The following is a 16,765-nucleotide window of genomic DNA, read 5'->3' as shown; positions in this document are numbered from 1 at the left end:
CGGCAGCTTCGCCCCCCCCCCGAAACAATCTAAATGAGCTCAAACAGTTGCTGCAATCCGGGCTATGATGGAGTGCGCTACTTCAATCGGCACGATAATTCAATTGATTCATTCAATAAAAAAACCACTTCAGGGACTGAAGTGATTACTGCTTTGAATTTACTAAGTTATATGAAGATGAATGATGTTTTTCATTTTCTGTTACAAATATAATGCAGATCATTCTCCGGGAATTCAGGAAAATCCCTAGAAAAAATACCGTAAAAATACGGTTGCGTACAACGAAAATCCGCCCGGCAGTTCCTGCCGGGCGGATTCATATTTTCTTAGCTTTGGAAATTAAAAATATCCTTAGAGCGGACTCACCAATTCATTAAACCACTCTTTAACATCTCCTTCAAGATGAGGTCCTAATTTATCCGCACAGGTTTTGTGATAGTCATTCAGCCATGCAATTTCATCTTCAGAAAGAACTTCTTTTACAATTGTATCCTTAAAAAACGGACAGAAAGTTAACGTTTCAAACTCGTAAAAAGTTCCCGAATCCGTTGTTTCGGATTCCCGTACTGCGATGAGGTTTTCGTGGCGGATTCCATATTCACCTTCCACATAATATCCCGGCTCATTGGAGCAGACCATTCCCGGCAACAGTTCCTGCGGATTCATATCTTTCCGGATATTCTGTGGTCCTTCATGAACATTCATAAAACTTCCCACTCCGTGTCCCGTTCCATGATTGAAATCTTTTCCATGCATCCACAGCGGAAGCCTGGCAATTGCATCCAGCTGCACGCCTCTGGTTCCTTTAGGAAATTTCACCATAGAAAGACGGATCATTCCCTGCAAAACAAGCGTTGAGTTTCTTTTAAACTCATCAGAAACAGCTCCCAGTGCAAAAGTTCTTGTAATATCAGTTGTCCCTTCAAGATATTGCCCTCCGGAATCCACCAGGATGCTTGCATCATTCGTCACCTCTTTGCTGCCTTCACTCTTCGCAGAATAATGCATGATGGCACCATTATTCTTATAGCCTACAATACTTCCGAAACTTTCCCCCACGAAGTTTTCTCCTTCAGCACGGAAATCCCTTAGCTTTTCCCCGATAGAATATTCTGTCATCGGCTCTTTTCCGGCATTGTGGGTAAGCCAATACAGAAACTTTACCATAGCAACACCGTCTCTTACCATTACTTTTCTGAAACCTTCCAATTCCGTCTCGTTTTTCTGGGCTTTCATTAAATTACCCGGAACCGGAGCCTTGATCATTTTATTTTCAGATTTTAACGCTTCAAAAATAGACTGATTGCTATTCGGGGAAACCAATACTTTTTCATTACTGAATGCTTTCAGGCAGTTGTAAAACTCTTCATAAGGCATCATTTTCACCCAGGCTTCATCCAGCTGTTTTCTTGCTTCTACTTCAAGCTTTTCAAGATCGGTGAACAATTTTGCATCATTTTTTGTGATAACGATATACCCCAGGAAAACCGGATTGCTCTGTACATCGCTTCCTCTAAGATTTAATGTCCACGCTACATCATCAAGACTGGAAATAACATGCACTGTGGCTTCCATCGATTCCATTTTCTGGCGGATGGCCGCAATTTTTTCTACAACCGATTTGCCGGCTCTTTCAACCGGATGAACGAAGATCGGGTTTTTAGAAGGTGTACCCCTTTCTTTCCAGATATTGTCCAGTAGCGGAAGATCAACCAACGTAATATTTTTAGCATTTAATTTCTCTGTAAGCATTTCCCAGTTAGCGTGCGAAGTTGCGAGCGCATTAACTGCCACTCTTCCTTCTGCCGGAATTTCAGAAATAATCCAGTCGATATAATTCGGTGTTCCTTCCATTCCTTCTTTGAAAAGATCGATTCCTGATCCTTCCAGTTCTATGGCAGCCTGGGTAAAATACCTTCCGTCTGTCCAAAGCCCTGCTTTATCTTTGGTAACTACCACGAAACCGGCAGATCCTAAAAACCCCGACAGCCACGCTCTTTCCTGCCATTCCTCAGGTAAATATTCACTCATATGCGGATCTGCAGAATATACGATAAATGCATCAACATTATTTTCTAGCATTTCTTCACGAAGTGCAGCAATTTTTTCCTTTGAAGTCATTTTCTGAATAATTTTTAAAGATGTGAAGTTACGAATTTAAAGGTTACCCAAAGTGTTTAATCCTATTTTAGTGATTTTATATTTTGTACACTGCGACAGTCTGAATAACATTATTTCGCTGGTCAGTATATTATAGCTTTTTTACTTGCCAACAATTACTTTTCGATGCTCGGTTCCCCAATCGGCTAATGTGTCTATGATATTTTTTAAAGTTAAACCATACTCAGTTAGTTGATATTGAACCGTTACAGGCTGTGTATCAAGAACGATCCGTGTTATAAGCTGGTTCATTTCCAATTCTTTCAGTTCTTTGCTGAGCATTTTATTGGAAATACCTTTCACGTCGTTCAAAATATCAGAAAAACGCCGTTTATTGTGATAGCAAACCGAAGAAATCACTGAAATTTTCCATTTACCGTTGAGGACGTCCATTGCATCATGAACAGCCATAATTTGTTTTCTTTTTCCGTCGTTGTCAGAACATTTTATTTCCTTCATAAGTTACCTTGTTACTCAAAAGTTACTGTTACTTTTAGTTACAAAGTTACTAAAATAAATTTATTCAGTTTACATTTGCATTGTTAGAAATCGATTTCAAAAACAATACATTCAAAATCTTAGACAAAAATTAATTTTCAATCATTAAAAATTTAAAAAAAATGAATTTCACCGATAAAAATGTAGTGATTACAGGCGGAAGCGCAGGAATTGGATTTGCAACCGCAAAAATATTTATTGAAAAAGGAGCAAATGTTTTGATAACAGGCAGAAATGCCGATAGCCTGCATACAGCATCAGCAAACATTAACAGCCCAAAGCTTAAAACCTTAGCATCCGATACTTCTAAATTGGCAGATATTGCAGCATTGGAAAAAGAAGTGACAGAAGGCAGAAATAAAATTGACGTACTTGTCCTGAATGCAGGAATTGCCAAACAATATTTAATAGAAGAAACAACAGAAGAAGTATTTGATGATTTGTTCAACATCAATGTGAAAGGACTGTTTTTTACCTTGCAAAAACTTATTCCGCATTTAGCAGAAGGAGCTTCTGTAATTCTTATTTCGTCCGGCGTTTCAGTAAGCGGGTATGCGCAAATGGGAGCTTATGCCGCAACAAAAAGTGCGGTTGACGCCATCGCGCGTACAGCAGCAACCGAGTTGGCAGACAGAAAAATTCGGGTAAATACGGTAGCTCCCGGATTAACCGATACCCCAATGAATCAACAGACTCCGGAAGATATTAAAAATGCGATCGCTGCAGCAGTTCCACTGCAAAGAATCGGGGAAGCTGAAGAAATAGCCAATGCCATTGTTTTCCTGGCTTCAGAGGAGGCTTCTTATATTTCAGGTTCTTATCTTTCGGTTGATGGTGGCGTCACTATTCGCAGATAAAACCAGCTTCATTTAACTTATCCATTTTTAAGCGTTGTAAAAGTTGCAACGCTTTTTTAATGAATTTACTTCCCAGATTACCCATTCTTTAACTCAAAAATAATCTCAGATAAAACATTGAAACATTTTGGAAAGATTATTGCAATATACGTGAAATGGAAAGTCAGAATTATAAAAACCACAGGAAGTTTTACGCTCCGCATCATTTTGTTTTTCTTCCTTTATTATTTGTTTTGGAAGGAATAGGAATTTATAAGGCTTTTAATGATGAACAGAATCAGCTGTCATGGATTTTGTTTTCAGTAGTCATTTTCCTGATTTTTTATCTGGCTATTATGCTCAGGCAGCATTATGCGCTGGTTCTTCAGAACCGTATCGTGAGGCTTGAATTCAGGCAGCGATATTTTGAGATTTTTGGGTTGAGGTCTGATGATGCTGAAGAAAAGCTCAGCTTTGGGCAGATTGCAGCCTTACGCTTTACCTATGATGATGAATTCAAAATTTTGCTCGAAAAATCGATTAAAGAAAATATGAAAGGCGACGAGATCAAAAGATCCATAACAAAATGGAGAGCAGATCAGAACAGAGTTTAAATAATAAACACCAAAATAATATTATCATGAAAAAATGGAGCTTTTTTAGTATTGCTATATTAACATTACTTACACTTACGAGCTGCGAAGCAGTAGAAACAATCTTCAAAGCAGGAATGTGGTGGGGAATTATATTAGTAGTAGGCGTAATAGCCATTATTTTATGGCTATTTTCAAGGGGTAGGAACTCTTAACCAGATCATATGGAAAATTCAGACTTAGAAATCATTTCCCATCTAAAGCCTGCCAAGATTGTTAAAATTATGAAAGATCCGGTAGCATCTGCAAAGGCGGTACATCTTATTTATACCTCCGATGCAGAAACCGCCGGGATTACCCGTAAAAAAACCGGAAAAAAATATTCCTATTATAAAGATGGCGAAAAGATCAGGGATAAAGATGAAATTTCACGAATTAACAAACTGGTAATTCCACCAGCCTGGGAAAATGTATGGATTTGCGCCCTTGATAACGGCCATCTTCAGGCAACAGGATTTGACGTAAAAAAAAGGAAACAATACCGATATCATCCTTTATGGAGTGCCCTGCGAAATCACACTAAATTTTATAGGATGCTACAGTTTGGATATGCGTTGCCAAATATAAGGCTTCAGGTAGAGAAGGATTTAGCATTAAGAAATTTCGACAAGAGAAAAATTCTAGCATTAATTGTAAGCCTGATGCAAAAGACCAATATCAGAATCGGAAATAATGCATATGAAAAACTATACGGTTCTTTTGGGTTAACTACTTTAAAAGGAAAGCATGTGAAAGTTCAGGGACAAAAAATTTCATTTCATTTTAAAGGAAAGAAAGGTGTAATGCATGACATTGACCTGAAGAGCAAAAGATTGTCAAAATTGATCCAGAAATGTAAGGAGATTCCGGGCAAAGAGCTTTTCCAATACATTGATGAAGACGGAAACCGGCACACTGTAGATTCCGGCATGGTAAACGATTATATCAAGGAAATAAGCGGTGAAGACTTTACGGCAAAAGATTTCAGAACCTGGTCGGGAACAGTAAGTGCTTTGATCGCATTTAAAGAAATAGGCTATGCCGAAACCCATAAGGAATATAAGAAAAAGGTAAAAGAAGCACTGGAAATAGTTGCTTCTCATCTTGGAAATACCAGTACGGTGTGCAGAAAATATTATGTTCACCCGCTTGTTATTAATCTTTACGAAAATAATACCATTAAAAAATACCTTGATGAATTAGAACAAATCGAGGAAAATGACGGAAAAGCAGATTTAACCCACGAAGAAAAATTAGTCTTGAAAATTCTGGAAACTGAGAAAATCTAATGGGATTTTGATGTGAAAGGTAAAATATTAAAAGTGAATCAGCAGTCTGATAAGTTCATAAATTGAAAATTCACCATTATATTGCGAAGTAAAATTCAAGATTCACACATTATCTCCGACCCGAATAATTGTTGTAAATTTGTATCATTAGCAAATAAAAAAATATACAACTAATATGTCTAAAGCAATTTCGCAAGTACCATTTGCGGTAAATGAACCGGTAAATTCTTATGCACCGGGAACTCCGGAAGTAAAAAGCCTTATCGCTCAATACAAAAAAATGTGGGCTGAAAAGATAGAAATCCCAATGATCATCAACGGTAAAGAGGTAAGAACAGAAGATAAAGTTCAGCTTCAGTCGCCTCAGGATCATGCACATGATTTCGGATTTTATCACAGAGGAACCATGCAGCATGTGGATGATGCCATTAATGCTGCCCTGGCTGCAAAAAAGCAATGGAATGAACTGGGTTGGGAACATCGTGCGGCCATTTTCTTAAAAGCTGCTGATCTTTTGGCCGGACCTTACAGAGATGTTATCAATGCTGCAACGATGATCGGACAGTCTAAGAATGTTCATCAGGCTGAAATTGATGCGGCTTGTGAATTCATTGACTTTTTGAGATTTAACGTAGAATTCATGACGGAAATGTATTCCGAACAGCCGGTTTCCGATGCAGGAATCTGGAACAGAGTGGAATACAGACCATTGGAAGGGTTTTGCTTTGCAGTAACACCATTCAATTTTACAGCAATCTCTGGAAATTTACCGACCTGTATGGCAATGCTTGGTAACGTAGTGGTTTGGAAGCCTTCTGATAAACAGGTTTATTCTGCGAAAGTAATCATGGATGTTTTAACGGAGGCAGGACTTCCTGCCGGAGTTATCAATATGATCTTTACAGACGGAAAAGAAACAGCCGAAAAAGTATTGGCACACAGAGATTTTGCCGGACTTCATTTTACAGGTTCTACCAAAGTTTTCCAAGGAATGTGGAAAATGATTGGTGACAATATTCATAATTACCGAACATATCCGAGAATTGTCGGGGAGACCGGAGGGAAAGATTTTGTAATTGCACATCCTTCAGCCAATGTTGAGGCCGTGGCAACAGCTTTGGTGAGAGGAGCCTTTGAATACCAGGGACAAAAATGTTCTGCAGCTTCAAGAGCTTATATTCCACAGTCTCTTTGGGCTGACGTGAAAAAAGTAATGGAAACTCAAATCAATTCTATTAAAATCGGTTCACCGGAAGATCCGTCTAATTTTGTAAACGCTGTAATCGACAAGAATTCTTTTGAAAAATGTAAAGGATATATCGACAGAGCGAATTCTTCAAATGAGGCAAATGTAATAATCGGAGGAACATGCGATGATGCTAAAGGCTGGTTCGTGCATCCTACCGTAATTGAAACAACGAACCCTCAGTACGAAAGTATGGTAGAGGAAATCTTCGGCCCAATTTTATCGGTGTATGTCTATGAAGATTCAAAATGGGCAGAAACACTTGAGCTGGTTGATTCATCTTCTCCGTATTCACTAACAGGTTCTGTTTTTGCACAGGACAGATATGCCATCAATGAAGCGTTCAAAGCGTTGGAAAATGCTTCAGGGAACTTTTACATTAATGATAAACCAACCGGCGCTGTTGTTGGTCAGCAGCCTTTCGGTGGTGGCAGAGCTTCAGGAACCAATGATAAAGCAGGTTCTAAAATGAATTTATTGAGATGGACGTCTGTACGATCTGTAAAAGAGACTTTTGTTTCTCCAAAAGATTATAAATATCCGTATTTAGGATAAATGATGATTAATGAACAATGAGTAATTTTTATTGTTCACTGAGATATAGCTTCGGATTCACTCCGGAGCTTTTTATATTTGTTAACAATAATTAAATTATATAATTGAATATTTAATATTCTTTGTAACATTTTCGGAATAATTATTGATTGGTGTTTTACTCACACTAAACAAAGTATTATGAAAAAATTAATGTTAATCGCAGCATTAGGGGTAATAGCAGTAAGTTGCGGAACAAAGGAATCTTCCATGTCAAACAGCAGTACCGATTCAACGGCAGTAGACACCACACAGAGTATGGCACCTGCTACAACGGATACAATGAGTACAACAACAACTACTACTCCCGACAGTACAACAATGAAAATGGATTCAGCAACTACTGTTAAATAATAATAGTTTAACGTAAATTGAATATCCTCAAATGAAAATTTGGGGATTTTTAGTTTTCAGATTATGTTATACACACTTTATAATAAAAGTTTAAACATTAAGATTGTATAAGGTTTTAAAAAGACATATTAGATTTCTATTTTATATTCTTTAAGTTTTTGATATACAAAATCGGATAAAATTGCTAAAATTATTATCAATCTACATTTTATCTTTATCTTTAATAACTATATTTGATTATACCTAAACAAAAAAATTATTATTATGACGAAATTATTCACAGCAGCCGTTTTTACAGCATTGTTTTTAGGAAGCTGCGCACAAAAAAAGGAAAACAGGGAAGAATTTAAAGAAGAAAGAAACAAGGAATATATGAGAAACAGCATGGGCGAAACTGCTGCTGCAAATTCCGAAATGGATACCCCTGACAGTGCAGCAGTGAAATCAGATTCATCGGTTACAAAATAACAGCTCCGCAGAAATTTCTGCGGATTTTTTATGAAAAAATTAATTTAATTTAAAAATAATTTCCATTCATCATATTTAATTAAAAAATTTAACCTCAACCCAAGAAAATAATCCAATGAAAGCTGTAACAATTTTTATGTGGTAGAGACTGATTTGTTAACATAATTATTACATTTGCAATCAATAAAAAGTTTTATGAAAAAATTAACCATATTCTCAGCTCTTTTCATCGGAGCACTGGCTTTTGCACAGGGAATTAAATTTGAAGATACCAACTTCAGAACGATTCTCGCTAAAGCAAAAAAAGAAAACAAGCTTGTTTTTATCGACGCTTACGCTTCATGGTGCGGCCCATGCAAACTTATGGTAAAAAATGTTTTTCCACAGAAAGCCGTAGGCGATTATTATAACTCCCATTTCGTGAATGCGAAGATCGACATGGAAAAAGGTGAAGGAGTAGAACTTGCTAAAAAGTACAACGTAAAAGCATTCCCAACCTACCTTTTCGTAGACGGAAATGGTGAAGTGGTACACAGAACCTTGGGATATGTTGAGGAAAATGACTTTATCCAGTTTGCAAAAGACGCCGGAGATCCGAATAAAAGATTAGGAGCTTTAAAGCAGAAATTTGAAAATGGAGAAAAAGATCCTGAATTCCTGAAAAATCTTGCCGGCCTTACCATGTACAATGATGCTGAATTTGCTGCCAGAGTAATGGATCGTTATTTCAGCGGAAAAACAGAACTGGACAGAGAGGATATTCAGATGCTGCTTTCTGCAACGCAGAGTACAGATAGTCCGCTATACAAAACGTTTTTAGCTAAAAAAGCAGAGATTACCAAGATCCTTCCTGCAGAAAGATATGAAGCTTTTGATAAAAATATAAAAGTGAATACTGCCATCAGAAAAGCATACAATGCTGAAACGAAAAAATGGAATGATGGTGCATTCATGGTGGAAACCCAAAAGTTTTTAACCAAAGACGAAGCGGAAAGAATCCTTAAAAGAGCAAAAGCAAGCAGAGCTTTGAAGGATAAAGATATTGATACGTACGAAAAGACAACCATTGAGTTGTACAAAGATCCATCAGCTTCCTCTTCAGAAGAGCTGAATTCTATTGCATGGAATTTCTTTGAAAATGTAACCAGTAAATCATCTCTTGAAAAGGCCGTAACATGGGCGCAGGAATCGGTTAAGAAAAGTGAAAATTATGTCAATACCGATACTTTAGCCAATCTTTACAACAAAATTGGCGATAAGAAAAATGCAAAGCTTTGGGCTGAAAAGTCTATTGAACTGGCAAAAAAATCGGGTGAGGATTATACTGATACTGAAAAATTACTGAACAGTCTTTAAGAAATTAACCTAAAAAAAAATCGGCGCGGAAAATTAATTTTCCGCGCCGATTTTTTTATCATTACCTTATCAATATTCAAACAAAACACTTCCCCAGGTAAATCCGCTTCCGAAAGCCGAAAGCAAAACAAGATCTCCTCTTTTGATCTTTCCTTCTTCAATCGCTTCGCTCAAAGCAATAGGAATTGATGCTGCCGTTGTATTTCCGTATTTCTGGATATTATTATGGACTTTTTCATCCGGAAGCCCGAATTTCTGCTGTACAAACTGGGCAATTCTCAGGTTGGCCTGATGCGGAATGAACATATCCAGATCATCAACAGTCTTTCCGGCTTTATCCAAAGCTTCCTGCATGGTTTCAGGAAATCTTGTGACCGCATGTTTGAAAACGAAATTTCCATTCATAATTGGGTATACTTCTTTGTTCGTTACGTTTTCAGGCTCCTTTCTCATCCTGTCGCTCCATCCATATTTAGATCCCGGAAACTGTGTACAGAGCTCATCTGCAAATTTTCCTTCAGAATGCATATTTACGGCTAAAATATCACCTGCATTTTCATCTTCTGATGCCGAAAGCACAATCGCCCCTGCCCCATCACCGAAAATCACGGAAACGCCTCTTCCTTCATCCGAAAAATCAAGTCCGAAAGAATGAATTTCTGCACCGACCACCAGGATATTTTTATAATTCCCAGCTTTAATAAAAGCATTGGCAACACTCATCGCATACACAAATCCGGAACACTGGTTCCTTACATCCAACGCTCCGATGGTATCGCATCCCAACATTTCCTGAAGCAGAACACCGCATCCCGGAAAATAATAATCCGGCGAAAGAGTGGCAAAAATAATATAGTCGATATCTTTTGAGGTAAGTCCGGCGTTAGCGATTGCTTTTTCGGAAGCTTTGAAACCCAAATAAGCAGTAGTTTCCTGGGAATCATTCCTGTTTTTACGGTGTCTTCTTTCTTTTATACCGGTTCTCTCCGTAATCCATTCATCATTGGTGGTCATTAATTGTGCTAGATCATCATTCGTAACAATGTTATCCGGAACATGGAATCCGATTCCTTTTATTGTACTTTTAATCATATAGTTTTTTAATTTTGACAAAGATAAAACTTATTTAATACATAGTTTTTTAAAATATTACTATTTTTACGATATGCCAATTGAGACCATTTACAGAGACTCCCAGTGCGAATGGGTAGATGTGGAAGCTCCTTCTGCGGAGGACCTGAAATTTTTACATGAAAGATACGAGATCAATAATCTTCTGCTGGAAGACACCCTCGATCCGAACCACCTTCCTAAATATGAAGAAGACGGTGAAGTGAAATTTTTCCTGCTTCGTGAAAGTACGGAACAGGAACGTAAAAACCTCAATACGATAAGTGATATCAGTACCAAAATCGGTATTTTCCTTGTGGGCAAAACCATTGTAACCATCCATCGGATGAGAAACAAAAGCCTTATGGAGGCTAAAAGGCAGATTTCTCAGCGTAATATTGAAACTACTCCCGATCAAATAGCTCTGAAACTTGCTCTCCTGATTATGAAAAGCTTTGATGATGAATCTATAAGCCTTTTTGAGACGATGGATAATATTGAGACGGAAATCTTCCTTAAAAATACCAATCACACCAATCAGATCAAAAGATTATACAGACTGAAAAGAAAATCGGGACTGAATTCCAGGGTTCTTACCATTTCGGCTGATGCCATTGACAAATTTAAGCTATTAGACCTTCAGGATTCTGAAATCTCTGATTTAAAGGATAAGCATAAAGATGTTGTGGCAGATTTTGACCACCTGAACATCCAGATCACCAACCTTATTTCCATGTTCTTGGCGTTGTCTGATCAGAAAGCCAATCAGGTCATGAAAGTGCTGGCCATTTATTCCGTTTATTTTTTACCGATTACCTTTATCGCTGGTCTTTACGGAATGAACTTCGACAATATGCCGGAACTGCACACCAAGTACGGCTATTTTTTCACAGTTGGAGTAATGGCTTTGGTAGTGATCTGCACGTTCATCTATGCAAGAAGAAAACAATGGTAATATACGGCTTCGGTTATCGTGAAAATACGGTGCGGAAAATATCATGATTATTATTAATTTTAACATCATCATAAATTTTAGCGCACTTTAAAAACTAACCAATTCACAAGCACCATGAAACCTGAAATCCTTAAAAAAATACTGGAAGAAGATGTTCTTTCAAGAGAGTCTAAAGAAAAGCTGGCTGCAATGCACGACCGTATTTCGGCGAAGGAGTTTTCCGATCTATTGGATGCCGAAGGAAATCAATATGTAGAATTTGTACAGGAAGGAGGCGGCGTCTGGGGAAGTGCTCTGGTTGGCTATCTTTACGGACTGGAAATCTTCGGGATCCGTTTTCTTAAAATAGCAGGAACCAGTGCAGGAGCTATTAATACGATTCTCATTGCTGCATGCAAATCAAAAGAAGATGCCAAAAGCGAAACCATTAAAGACATTCTTTTCAGCTGGAATTTTGCCGATTTTATGGACGGAAAAGCGTACGTAAGAACAACAATTCATGCGATGCTGAATAATAAAAATTTCCTGAAAATCAATGCGTTTCTTGCGATAGGAATTCTTCTCTTTTTCGGAATCCTGGCATTTGTGTATCCGACAGAAAAAATCTGGCAGACGAAAATTCTCTTCTCGATTCCGATGCTGTTGGTAATTGTTGGGGCTTTATTTTTTGCAAAATTTTATACTGATCTGAAGAAAAGAAATTCAGGGCTAAACCCGGGAAATACTTTTCTGGCAACTATGAAAGATGCCTTGAATACATTCGGGATCAAAACAGTAGCTGACCTTAATGAAAAGTTCATCAAAAAAGGAGACGACCTCAACCTCACCTACCGTTACGGAAACGAAATGCAGTATTACAACAAGGCACTGGAAAGCATTGAAGAGATCCGCATCAACAATCTGGAACATATCGACAAAATCAGGTATAAAATTTTCTATGACAGTACGGTAAACAATGAATATTATAAAAAAGATCCTTTTTATCTCCTGAAATCGGAATATATCGTGATCACTACCGATATTAATGCTAAAATAAAAGTGGAGCTTCCTACAATGGCCAATTTATACTGGTCTGAAGAGGAGCTGAAGCACATCAGTCCGGCGGAATTTGTGCGTGCTTCCATGTCAGTGCCGTTCTTTTTCGAGCCGATGCAGAAAGCGATTAATAAAAATGATGATTCTGTGAAATATGCCTGGAAATTCTGGATGAATACCATCCCCGAAAACATTAATCCCGCCGGGGTTTTTATTGATGGCGGAAGTATTTCCAATTTCCCGATTGACCTTTTCCATGCAACCGATATTTTTTATCCGAGAATGCCTTTGTTCGGGGTACAGCTTACCAGTGATTCTGATCTTCTTTCAGAAAAAGGAAAAACAGCTTCGGAAATTCTGAAATCTCCCCTCTCCTACGCCGGAAATATGATCAGCACTTTAAAAGGATTTAATGATAAAACTTTCCTTACCAAACATACGTTCTATCACCTGTTCAGCATCCAGACCGTAAATTGCGGGAGCAGCAGCTGGCTGAACTTCTTTATGAAAAAGGACGAAAAAGAAGAGCTCTTCAACCGCGGTTTCCAGGCTGCCCTTGATTTTCTTAATAATTTCGACTGGGAAAGCTATAAATGCGAACGGATGATGCTTTCTATGAAGGAGAAAAAGATTCTGAAGGAGGAGGATACGAAAACAGTGGGGTAAAATTAAATTTTCAACAACAAAATGCCAGACAAAACAGACCTCAGAGAACAATTATCAATTCCTGTATCAGGCAATACAAGTGAGACGGAAGCTTTTCAAAGCCAGACGCTCCGGCCTGTCCTGAAATTACAAAATGAAATTTACTTTATGCTGTTTCAGAATTATGCGGTGTCCAAAATACCAGATTTTAATTCTTTAACAACAGATAAGAAAATAATTTTCATTGATCAGAGTCACCGGAAGGATCATGCACTGAGAAATTTATTCATCGGAATGACTATAGGAATGTTTACTGCTGAAGAGATGGAAGTCTATATTTTAGACAAGAATGTTTTTAACAAAAGAATTATCACGATGCTCACCGAACGGCTGAAAAGTCAAATGGAATTAATTTAACGTCAGTTCGAGTTTTTTTCGCAGCGCAGCGGAGAAAAATGTATCGAGAACCTGGGAATGGTGCTTATAATTTCTCGATACGCTTTTTTCAAAAGATTCTCGAAATGACGTCAGTGTATATTAATCATTAAGTTTTGGTGAAGGAATTAAGAGCAATGAAGATGAAATATCTGAAGATATTTTAAACAAAATTTATTTAAAAGTATCCGAATAACTTCATTCAATTTAACTTCTTAAATACATCTTAATGGTTCAATTTATCATCTCAATAGTAAGATTCTTCAACTTCCTGCCATTTCGGATTTTGCTGTAGCACCTTTTCGTATACCGGACAATTTTCCGCATGAGAACCCTTTAAATACCCGATACTCATCAGGAATTCGTTCACAATTTCACCACCTGTAAATTTGAAGGTTTTCTTGAAAAGCTTCATCCATTCCGGAAGTGTTTTCGGGTGATGGTGTTCCAGCCACTTTTCAAATGACCCGAATTCTTTTTGTAATTCGATAATGGTTTTTGCGTTTTCTATGGCTGCATTTATCTTTAATTTATTTCTGATAATTCCGGGATCGTTTAACAGCCTTTCACGATCTACTTCCGCATAAGCGGCAACTTTCTGAATATCAAAATTGTCATACGCTTTTCTGAAACCTTCTTCCTTTTTAAGGATCGTTTCCCAGCTAAGTCCTGCCTGATTGATCTCCATCACCAACCTTCCGAATAGTTCATTGTCATCGTGAATCGGGAACCCGTAATGGTTGTCGTGGTAATTTTTATGGAGTGCCCTCCTGCTTTCGGGTTGCATTCTGTCTATGGCTGCGCAATAACTCATAATATTGTTTAGTGAAATTAATTCTTTTTGATTTTTAAAAACTCTTAATGAAGATAATTTTATAATACAAATATAAGCGGGAATGATGACAACTGTATGGCAGGAGAAAATTTTTATATCAATAGATTTCTTTCTAACTCTTAAAAAATATGTATTTTCGATTCAAAATAAATTAATTGATATCATGAAATATCTTTTGCTTCTGATTTTTTGCTATACTAAACCAATGACATTCTTAAAATCATATTTCAAAGTAATATCAACTTTCATCAGCCATAAAAAAACCTCCGATTGGAGGTTTTATATTTACATCAATGCATCGCTTCACTCAGATTAATCTTCTGTTTGCTTTTTCTTTCTTTAATAAAGAGAATAAACGGAATACAGATGAGGAAAATCACGCCCAGATAGAGGAATACATCCATATAGGAAAGTACCGTCGCCTGTTTCGTTACCGTGAGATCAAGCATTTTGTAGGCGGCATTCATGGCGGCATCGGGAGTCATTCCTTTTGCCATAAAGCTTCCTTTTAAAGCCTGAAGCCGCTGCTGAACGGCAAAATCATTTTCATCGAGATGCGAAATCAGGTTCAGCCTGTATTTCTGTCCGGCATTAGCAATAAAAGTCGTAATGGCTGCAATCCCGAAAGAACCTCCAAGCTGCCTCATCATCCCGGTGAAGGCTGCCCCCTGACCGATTTCCTGTCCTTTCAATGTACTTAAAGAAAGTGATGTAATCGGGATAAATAATAATCCAAGACCGGCTCCTCTTACAATCAGCATCCAGAAAAAGGCATCTTTACTGGTATCCGGCGTTAATATTTTGTATCCCCAGAAACTGTAGATAAAGAAAATGAATAATCCTAAAGAAACCAGAATCTGCTGTTTTGCCCCTTTCGACAATAACCTTCCGATAATCGGCATCATGAAAGCCGTAGTTAACGCTGCAGGAATCATTAATGCCCCCGACTGAAGTGCCGTCCATCCCAAAATACTCTGCGTATACAAAGGAACGATAAAGGTAGATCCGTATAACCCGAATCCCAGAACAAAAGACATGACGGTTCCAATCCTCAGGTTACCGTTTTTCAGTACCCGCAATTCCACAATAGGATATTTAAAGGTAAGCTCTCTCCATAAGAAAAGTATAAATCCTAAGACCGCCGAAATGGTGAATGTTACAATCATTCCGCTTTCAAACCAATCTTCTTCATGTCCTCTTTCCAGGATAAACTGTAAAGAACCTACGGTAATCGCCAGTAAAGCAATCCCGATCCAGTCGACATCAGAAATTTTTCTTTTTTCAGCATATTTCGGGCTTCTTACAAACTGTAACGTCATTAATGTTGCGGCAATTCCGATGGGGATATTGATATAAAAAATATAAGGCCAGCTGAAATTATCCACGATATAGCCTCCAAGCGGCGGACCCAGCGTAGGGCCGATGATTACCCCCAGACCATAAATGGCCTGTGCCATACTTCTTTTTTCGATGGGGTAAGATTCCGTGATGATGGTTTGTGAAGTTACCAGCAAAGCTCCTCCTCCAATTCCCTGCATCAGCCTGAAAAATACCAGTTCCCAAATGTTGGTAGCGTTTCCGCAAAGAAAGGAGAATACGGTGAATATAATGATGGATGCCGCAAAGTAATTTCTTCGTCCGAACTGTTGAGAAAGCCAGCTCGTCATCGGCACAACAATTACATTCCCGATCGCATACGCCGTAATGACCCACCCTACCTCGGAAAGTGTGGCTCCGAGGTTTCCCTTCATCTCATTAAGGGCAACGTTTACAATCGTGGAATCCACAATTTCAAGCAAAGCACAAAGAATGGCTGTAATCGTGATGATTACTCTTCGGGCTCCATATTCTACTAATGAATCTTGCATGTTTGTTTTAATAGTATTAAAAATTAAGAGATTCTGAGATCCAGAAACTTCTTGAAATAAGAACAAGTTTTTAACGAACTAACTTTATTCATTATTAATTAAATTCAGGTTTTATGAAAAAAAATTCATCCTTCATTAAATGTCATTCTGAATCCCAAAAAATCTTAATTTAAAAAGTGAATTGTCAATATTCTTCTTCATGATGGTCAGTGATACCGCTTCATTTCAGCATTTCATATGATCTTTTTCTTCATATCAACTTCATTATCAGCCTGATTACATTTCCACATGGCGGCTGATTTTCATCTTCAGCTCATCATCAGCATGATCATCCTCTTCATTTCTTCCTCATGACTGACTCCTCCTTCATTTACTGACAATTCTCTTATATTATTTTTTAAAAGTGAATTATCAATTATCCTTCTACATTATTGCCGGCCTCTTCTTTT

At 37.8% G+C, this 16,765-nt stretch carries 15 protein-coding genes; 10 read left to right on the top strand and 5 right to left on the bottom strand.

What is annotated here, in order from left to right:
* Window positions 1–351: 351 nt before the first annotated feature.
* Both SOP96_RS14815 and SOP96_RS14810 read right to left on the bottom strand, forming a co-directional pair.
* On the bottom strand, window positions 352–2,121 hold the full coding sequence (locus SOP96_RS14815; protein WP_326321705.1) for an aminopeptidase P family protein: 1,770 nt from the start codon (window positions 2,119–2,121) through the stop codon (window positions 352–354).
* A gap of 141 nt (window positions 2,122–2,262) precedes the next feature.
* On the bottom strand, window positions 2,263–2,619 hold the full coding sequence (locus SOP96_RS14810) for a winged helix-turn-helix transcriptional regulator (RefSeq protein ID WP_326321704.1): 357 nt from the start codon (window positions 2,617–2,619) through the stop codon (window positions 2,263–2,265).
* Between the two features lie 161 nt (window positions 2,620–2,780).
* On the opposite strand from SOP96_RS14810, the gene SOP96_RS14805 reads away from it, so the two are divergent.
* The 7 genes from SOP96_RS14805 (at window position 2,781) to SOP96_RS14775 (ending at window position 9,433) form a co-directional block, all read left to right on the top strand.
* Window positions 2,781–3,515, top strand: a complete 735-nt coding sequence (locus SOP96_RS14805; protein WP_326321703.1) for an SDR family NAD(P)-dependent oxidoreductase — start codon at window positions 2,781–2,783, stop codon at window positions 3,513–3,515.
* Window positions 3,516–3,670: 155 nt separating this feature from the next.
* The gene (locus SOP96_RS14800) at window positions 3,671–4,108 is read left to right on the top strand and encodes a DUF6526 family protein (protein WP_326321702.1); all 438 of its coding nucleotides are present in this window, start codon (window positions 3,671–3,673) and stop codon (window positions 4,106–4,108) included.
* A 203-nt stretch (window positions 4,109–4,311) separates the two neighbouring features.
* Window positions 4,312–5,415 carry a DNA topoisomerase IB gene (locus tag SOP96_RS14795; protein ID WP_326321701.1) on the top strand — a complete coding sequence of 368 codons (1,104 nt, stop codon included), beginning with the start codon at window positions 4,312–4,314 and terminating at the stop codon, window positions 5,413–5,415.
* 175 nt (window positions 5,416–5,590) lie between these two features.
* On the top strand, window positions 5,591–7,216 hold the full coding sequence (pruA, locus tag SOP96_RS14790) for an L-glutamate gamma-semialdehyde dehydrogenase (protein WP_326321700.1): 1,626 nt from the start codon (window positions 5,591–5,593) through the stop codon (window positions 7,214–7,216).
* 180 nt (window positions 7,217–7,396) lie between these two features.
* The gene (locus SOP96_RS14785; RefSeq protein WP_326321699.1) at window positions 7,397–7,609 is read left to right on the top strand and encodes a cytochrome C551; all 213 of its coding nucleotides are present in this window, start codon (window positions 7,397–7,399) and stop codon (window positions 7,607–7,609) included.
* 264 nt (window positions 7,610–7,873) lie between these two features.
* Entirely contained in the window at window positions 7,874–8,077 is a 204-nt protein-coding gene (locus SOP96_RS14780) for a hypothetical protein (RefSeq protein ID WP_326321698.1), read from the top strand.
* Window positions 8,078–8,272: 195 nt separating this feature from the next.
* On the top strand, window positions 8,273–9,433 hold the full coding sequence (locus tag SOP96_RS14775; RefSeq protein WP_326321697.1) for a thioredoxin family protein: 1,161 nt from the start codon (window positions 8,273–8,275) through the stop codon (window positions 9,431–9,433).
* 69 nt (window positions 9,434–9,502) lie between these two features.
* Here SOP96_RS14775 and SOP96_RS14770 read toward each other — a convergent pair whose 3' ends face one another.
* A complete protein-coding gene (locus tag SOP96_RS14770) occupies window positions 9,503–10,525 on the bottom strand; it encodes a 3-oxoacyl-ACP synthase III family protein (RefSeq protein ID WP_326321696.1) in 1,023 nt (340 codons plus the stop codon).
* A 73-nt stretch (window positions 10,526–10,598) separates the two neighbouring features.
* Between SOP96_RS14770 and SOP96_RS14765 the strand changes: the two genes are divergently transcribed.
* The 3 genes from SOP96_RS14765 to SOP96_RS14755 all read left to right on the top strand — a co-directional run bounded on the left by SOP96_RS14765 (window position 10,599) and on the right by SOP96_RS14755 (window position 13,595).
* Entirely contained in the window at window positions 10,599–11,498 is a 900-nt protein-coding gene (locus tag SOP96_RS14765; RefSeq protein WP_326321695.1) for a magnesium transporter CorA family protein, read from the top strand.
* A 114-nt stretch (window positions 11,499–11,612) separates the two neighbouring features.
* A complete protein-coding gene (locus tag SOP96_RS14760; protein WP_326321694.1) occupies window positions 11,613–13,199 on the top strand; it encodes a patatin-like phospholipase family protein in 1,587 nt (528 codons plus the stop codon).
* Window positions 13,200–13,220: 21 nt separating this feature from the next.
* Window positions 13,221–13,595 (top strand): glyoxalase, encoded by a 375-nt coding sequence (locus SOP96_RS14755; RefSeq protein ID WP_326321693.1) that lies wholly within the window; start codon window positions 13,221–13,223, stop codon window positions 13,593–13,595.
* A gap of 265 nt (window positions 13,596–13,860) precedes the next feature.
* Here the strand turns inward: SOP96_RS14755 and SOP96_RS14750 are convergent, their stop codons facing one another.
* Complete coding sequence (locus SOP96_RS14750) at window positions 13,861–14,427, bottom strand: DNA-3-methyladenine glycosylase I (RefSeq protein ID WP_326321692.1); 567 nt, start codon at window positions 14,425–14,427, stop codon at window positions 13,861–13,863.
* A gap of 311 nt (window positions 14,428–14,738) precedes the next feature.
* Window positions 14,739–16,316: a DHA2 family efflux MFS transporter permease subunit gene (locus SOP96_RS14745; protein WP_326321691.1), complete on the bottom strand. Its 1,578-nt coding sequence runs from the start codon at window positions 16,314–16,316 to the stop codon at window positions 14,739–14,741.
* Between the last annotated feature and the right edge of the window lie 449 nt (window positions 16,317–16,765).

The organism is Chryseobacterium salviniae (assembly GCF_035819015.1).
Lineage (GTDB): Bacteria > Bacteroidota > Bacteroidia > Flavobacteriales > Weeksellaceae > Chryseobacterium > Chryseobacterium salviniae.
The sequence above is the reverse complement of the archived record's forward strand: the minus strand, read 5'-3'. Positions and strand labels throughout refer to the sequence as shown.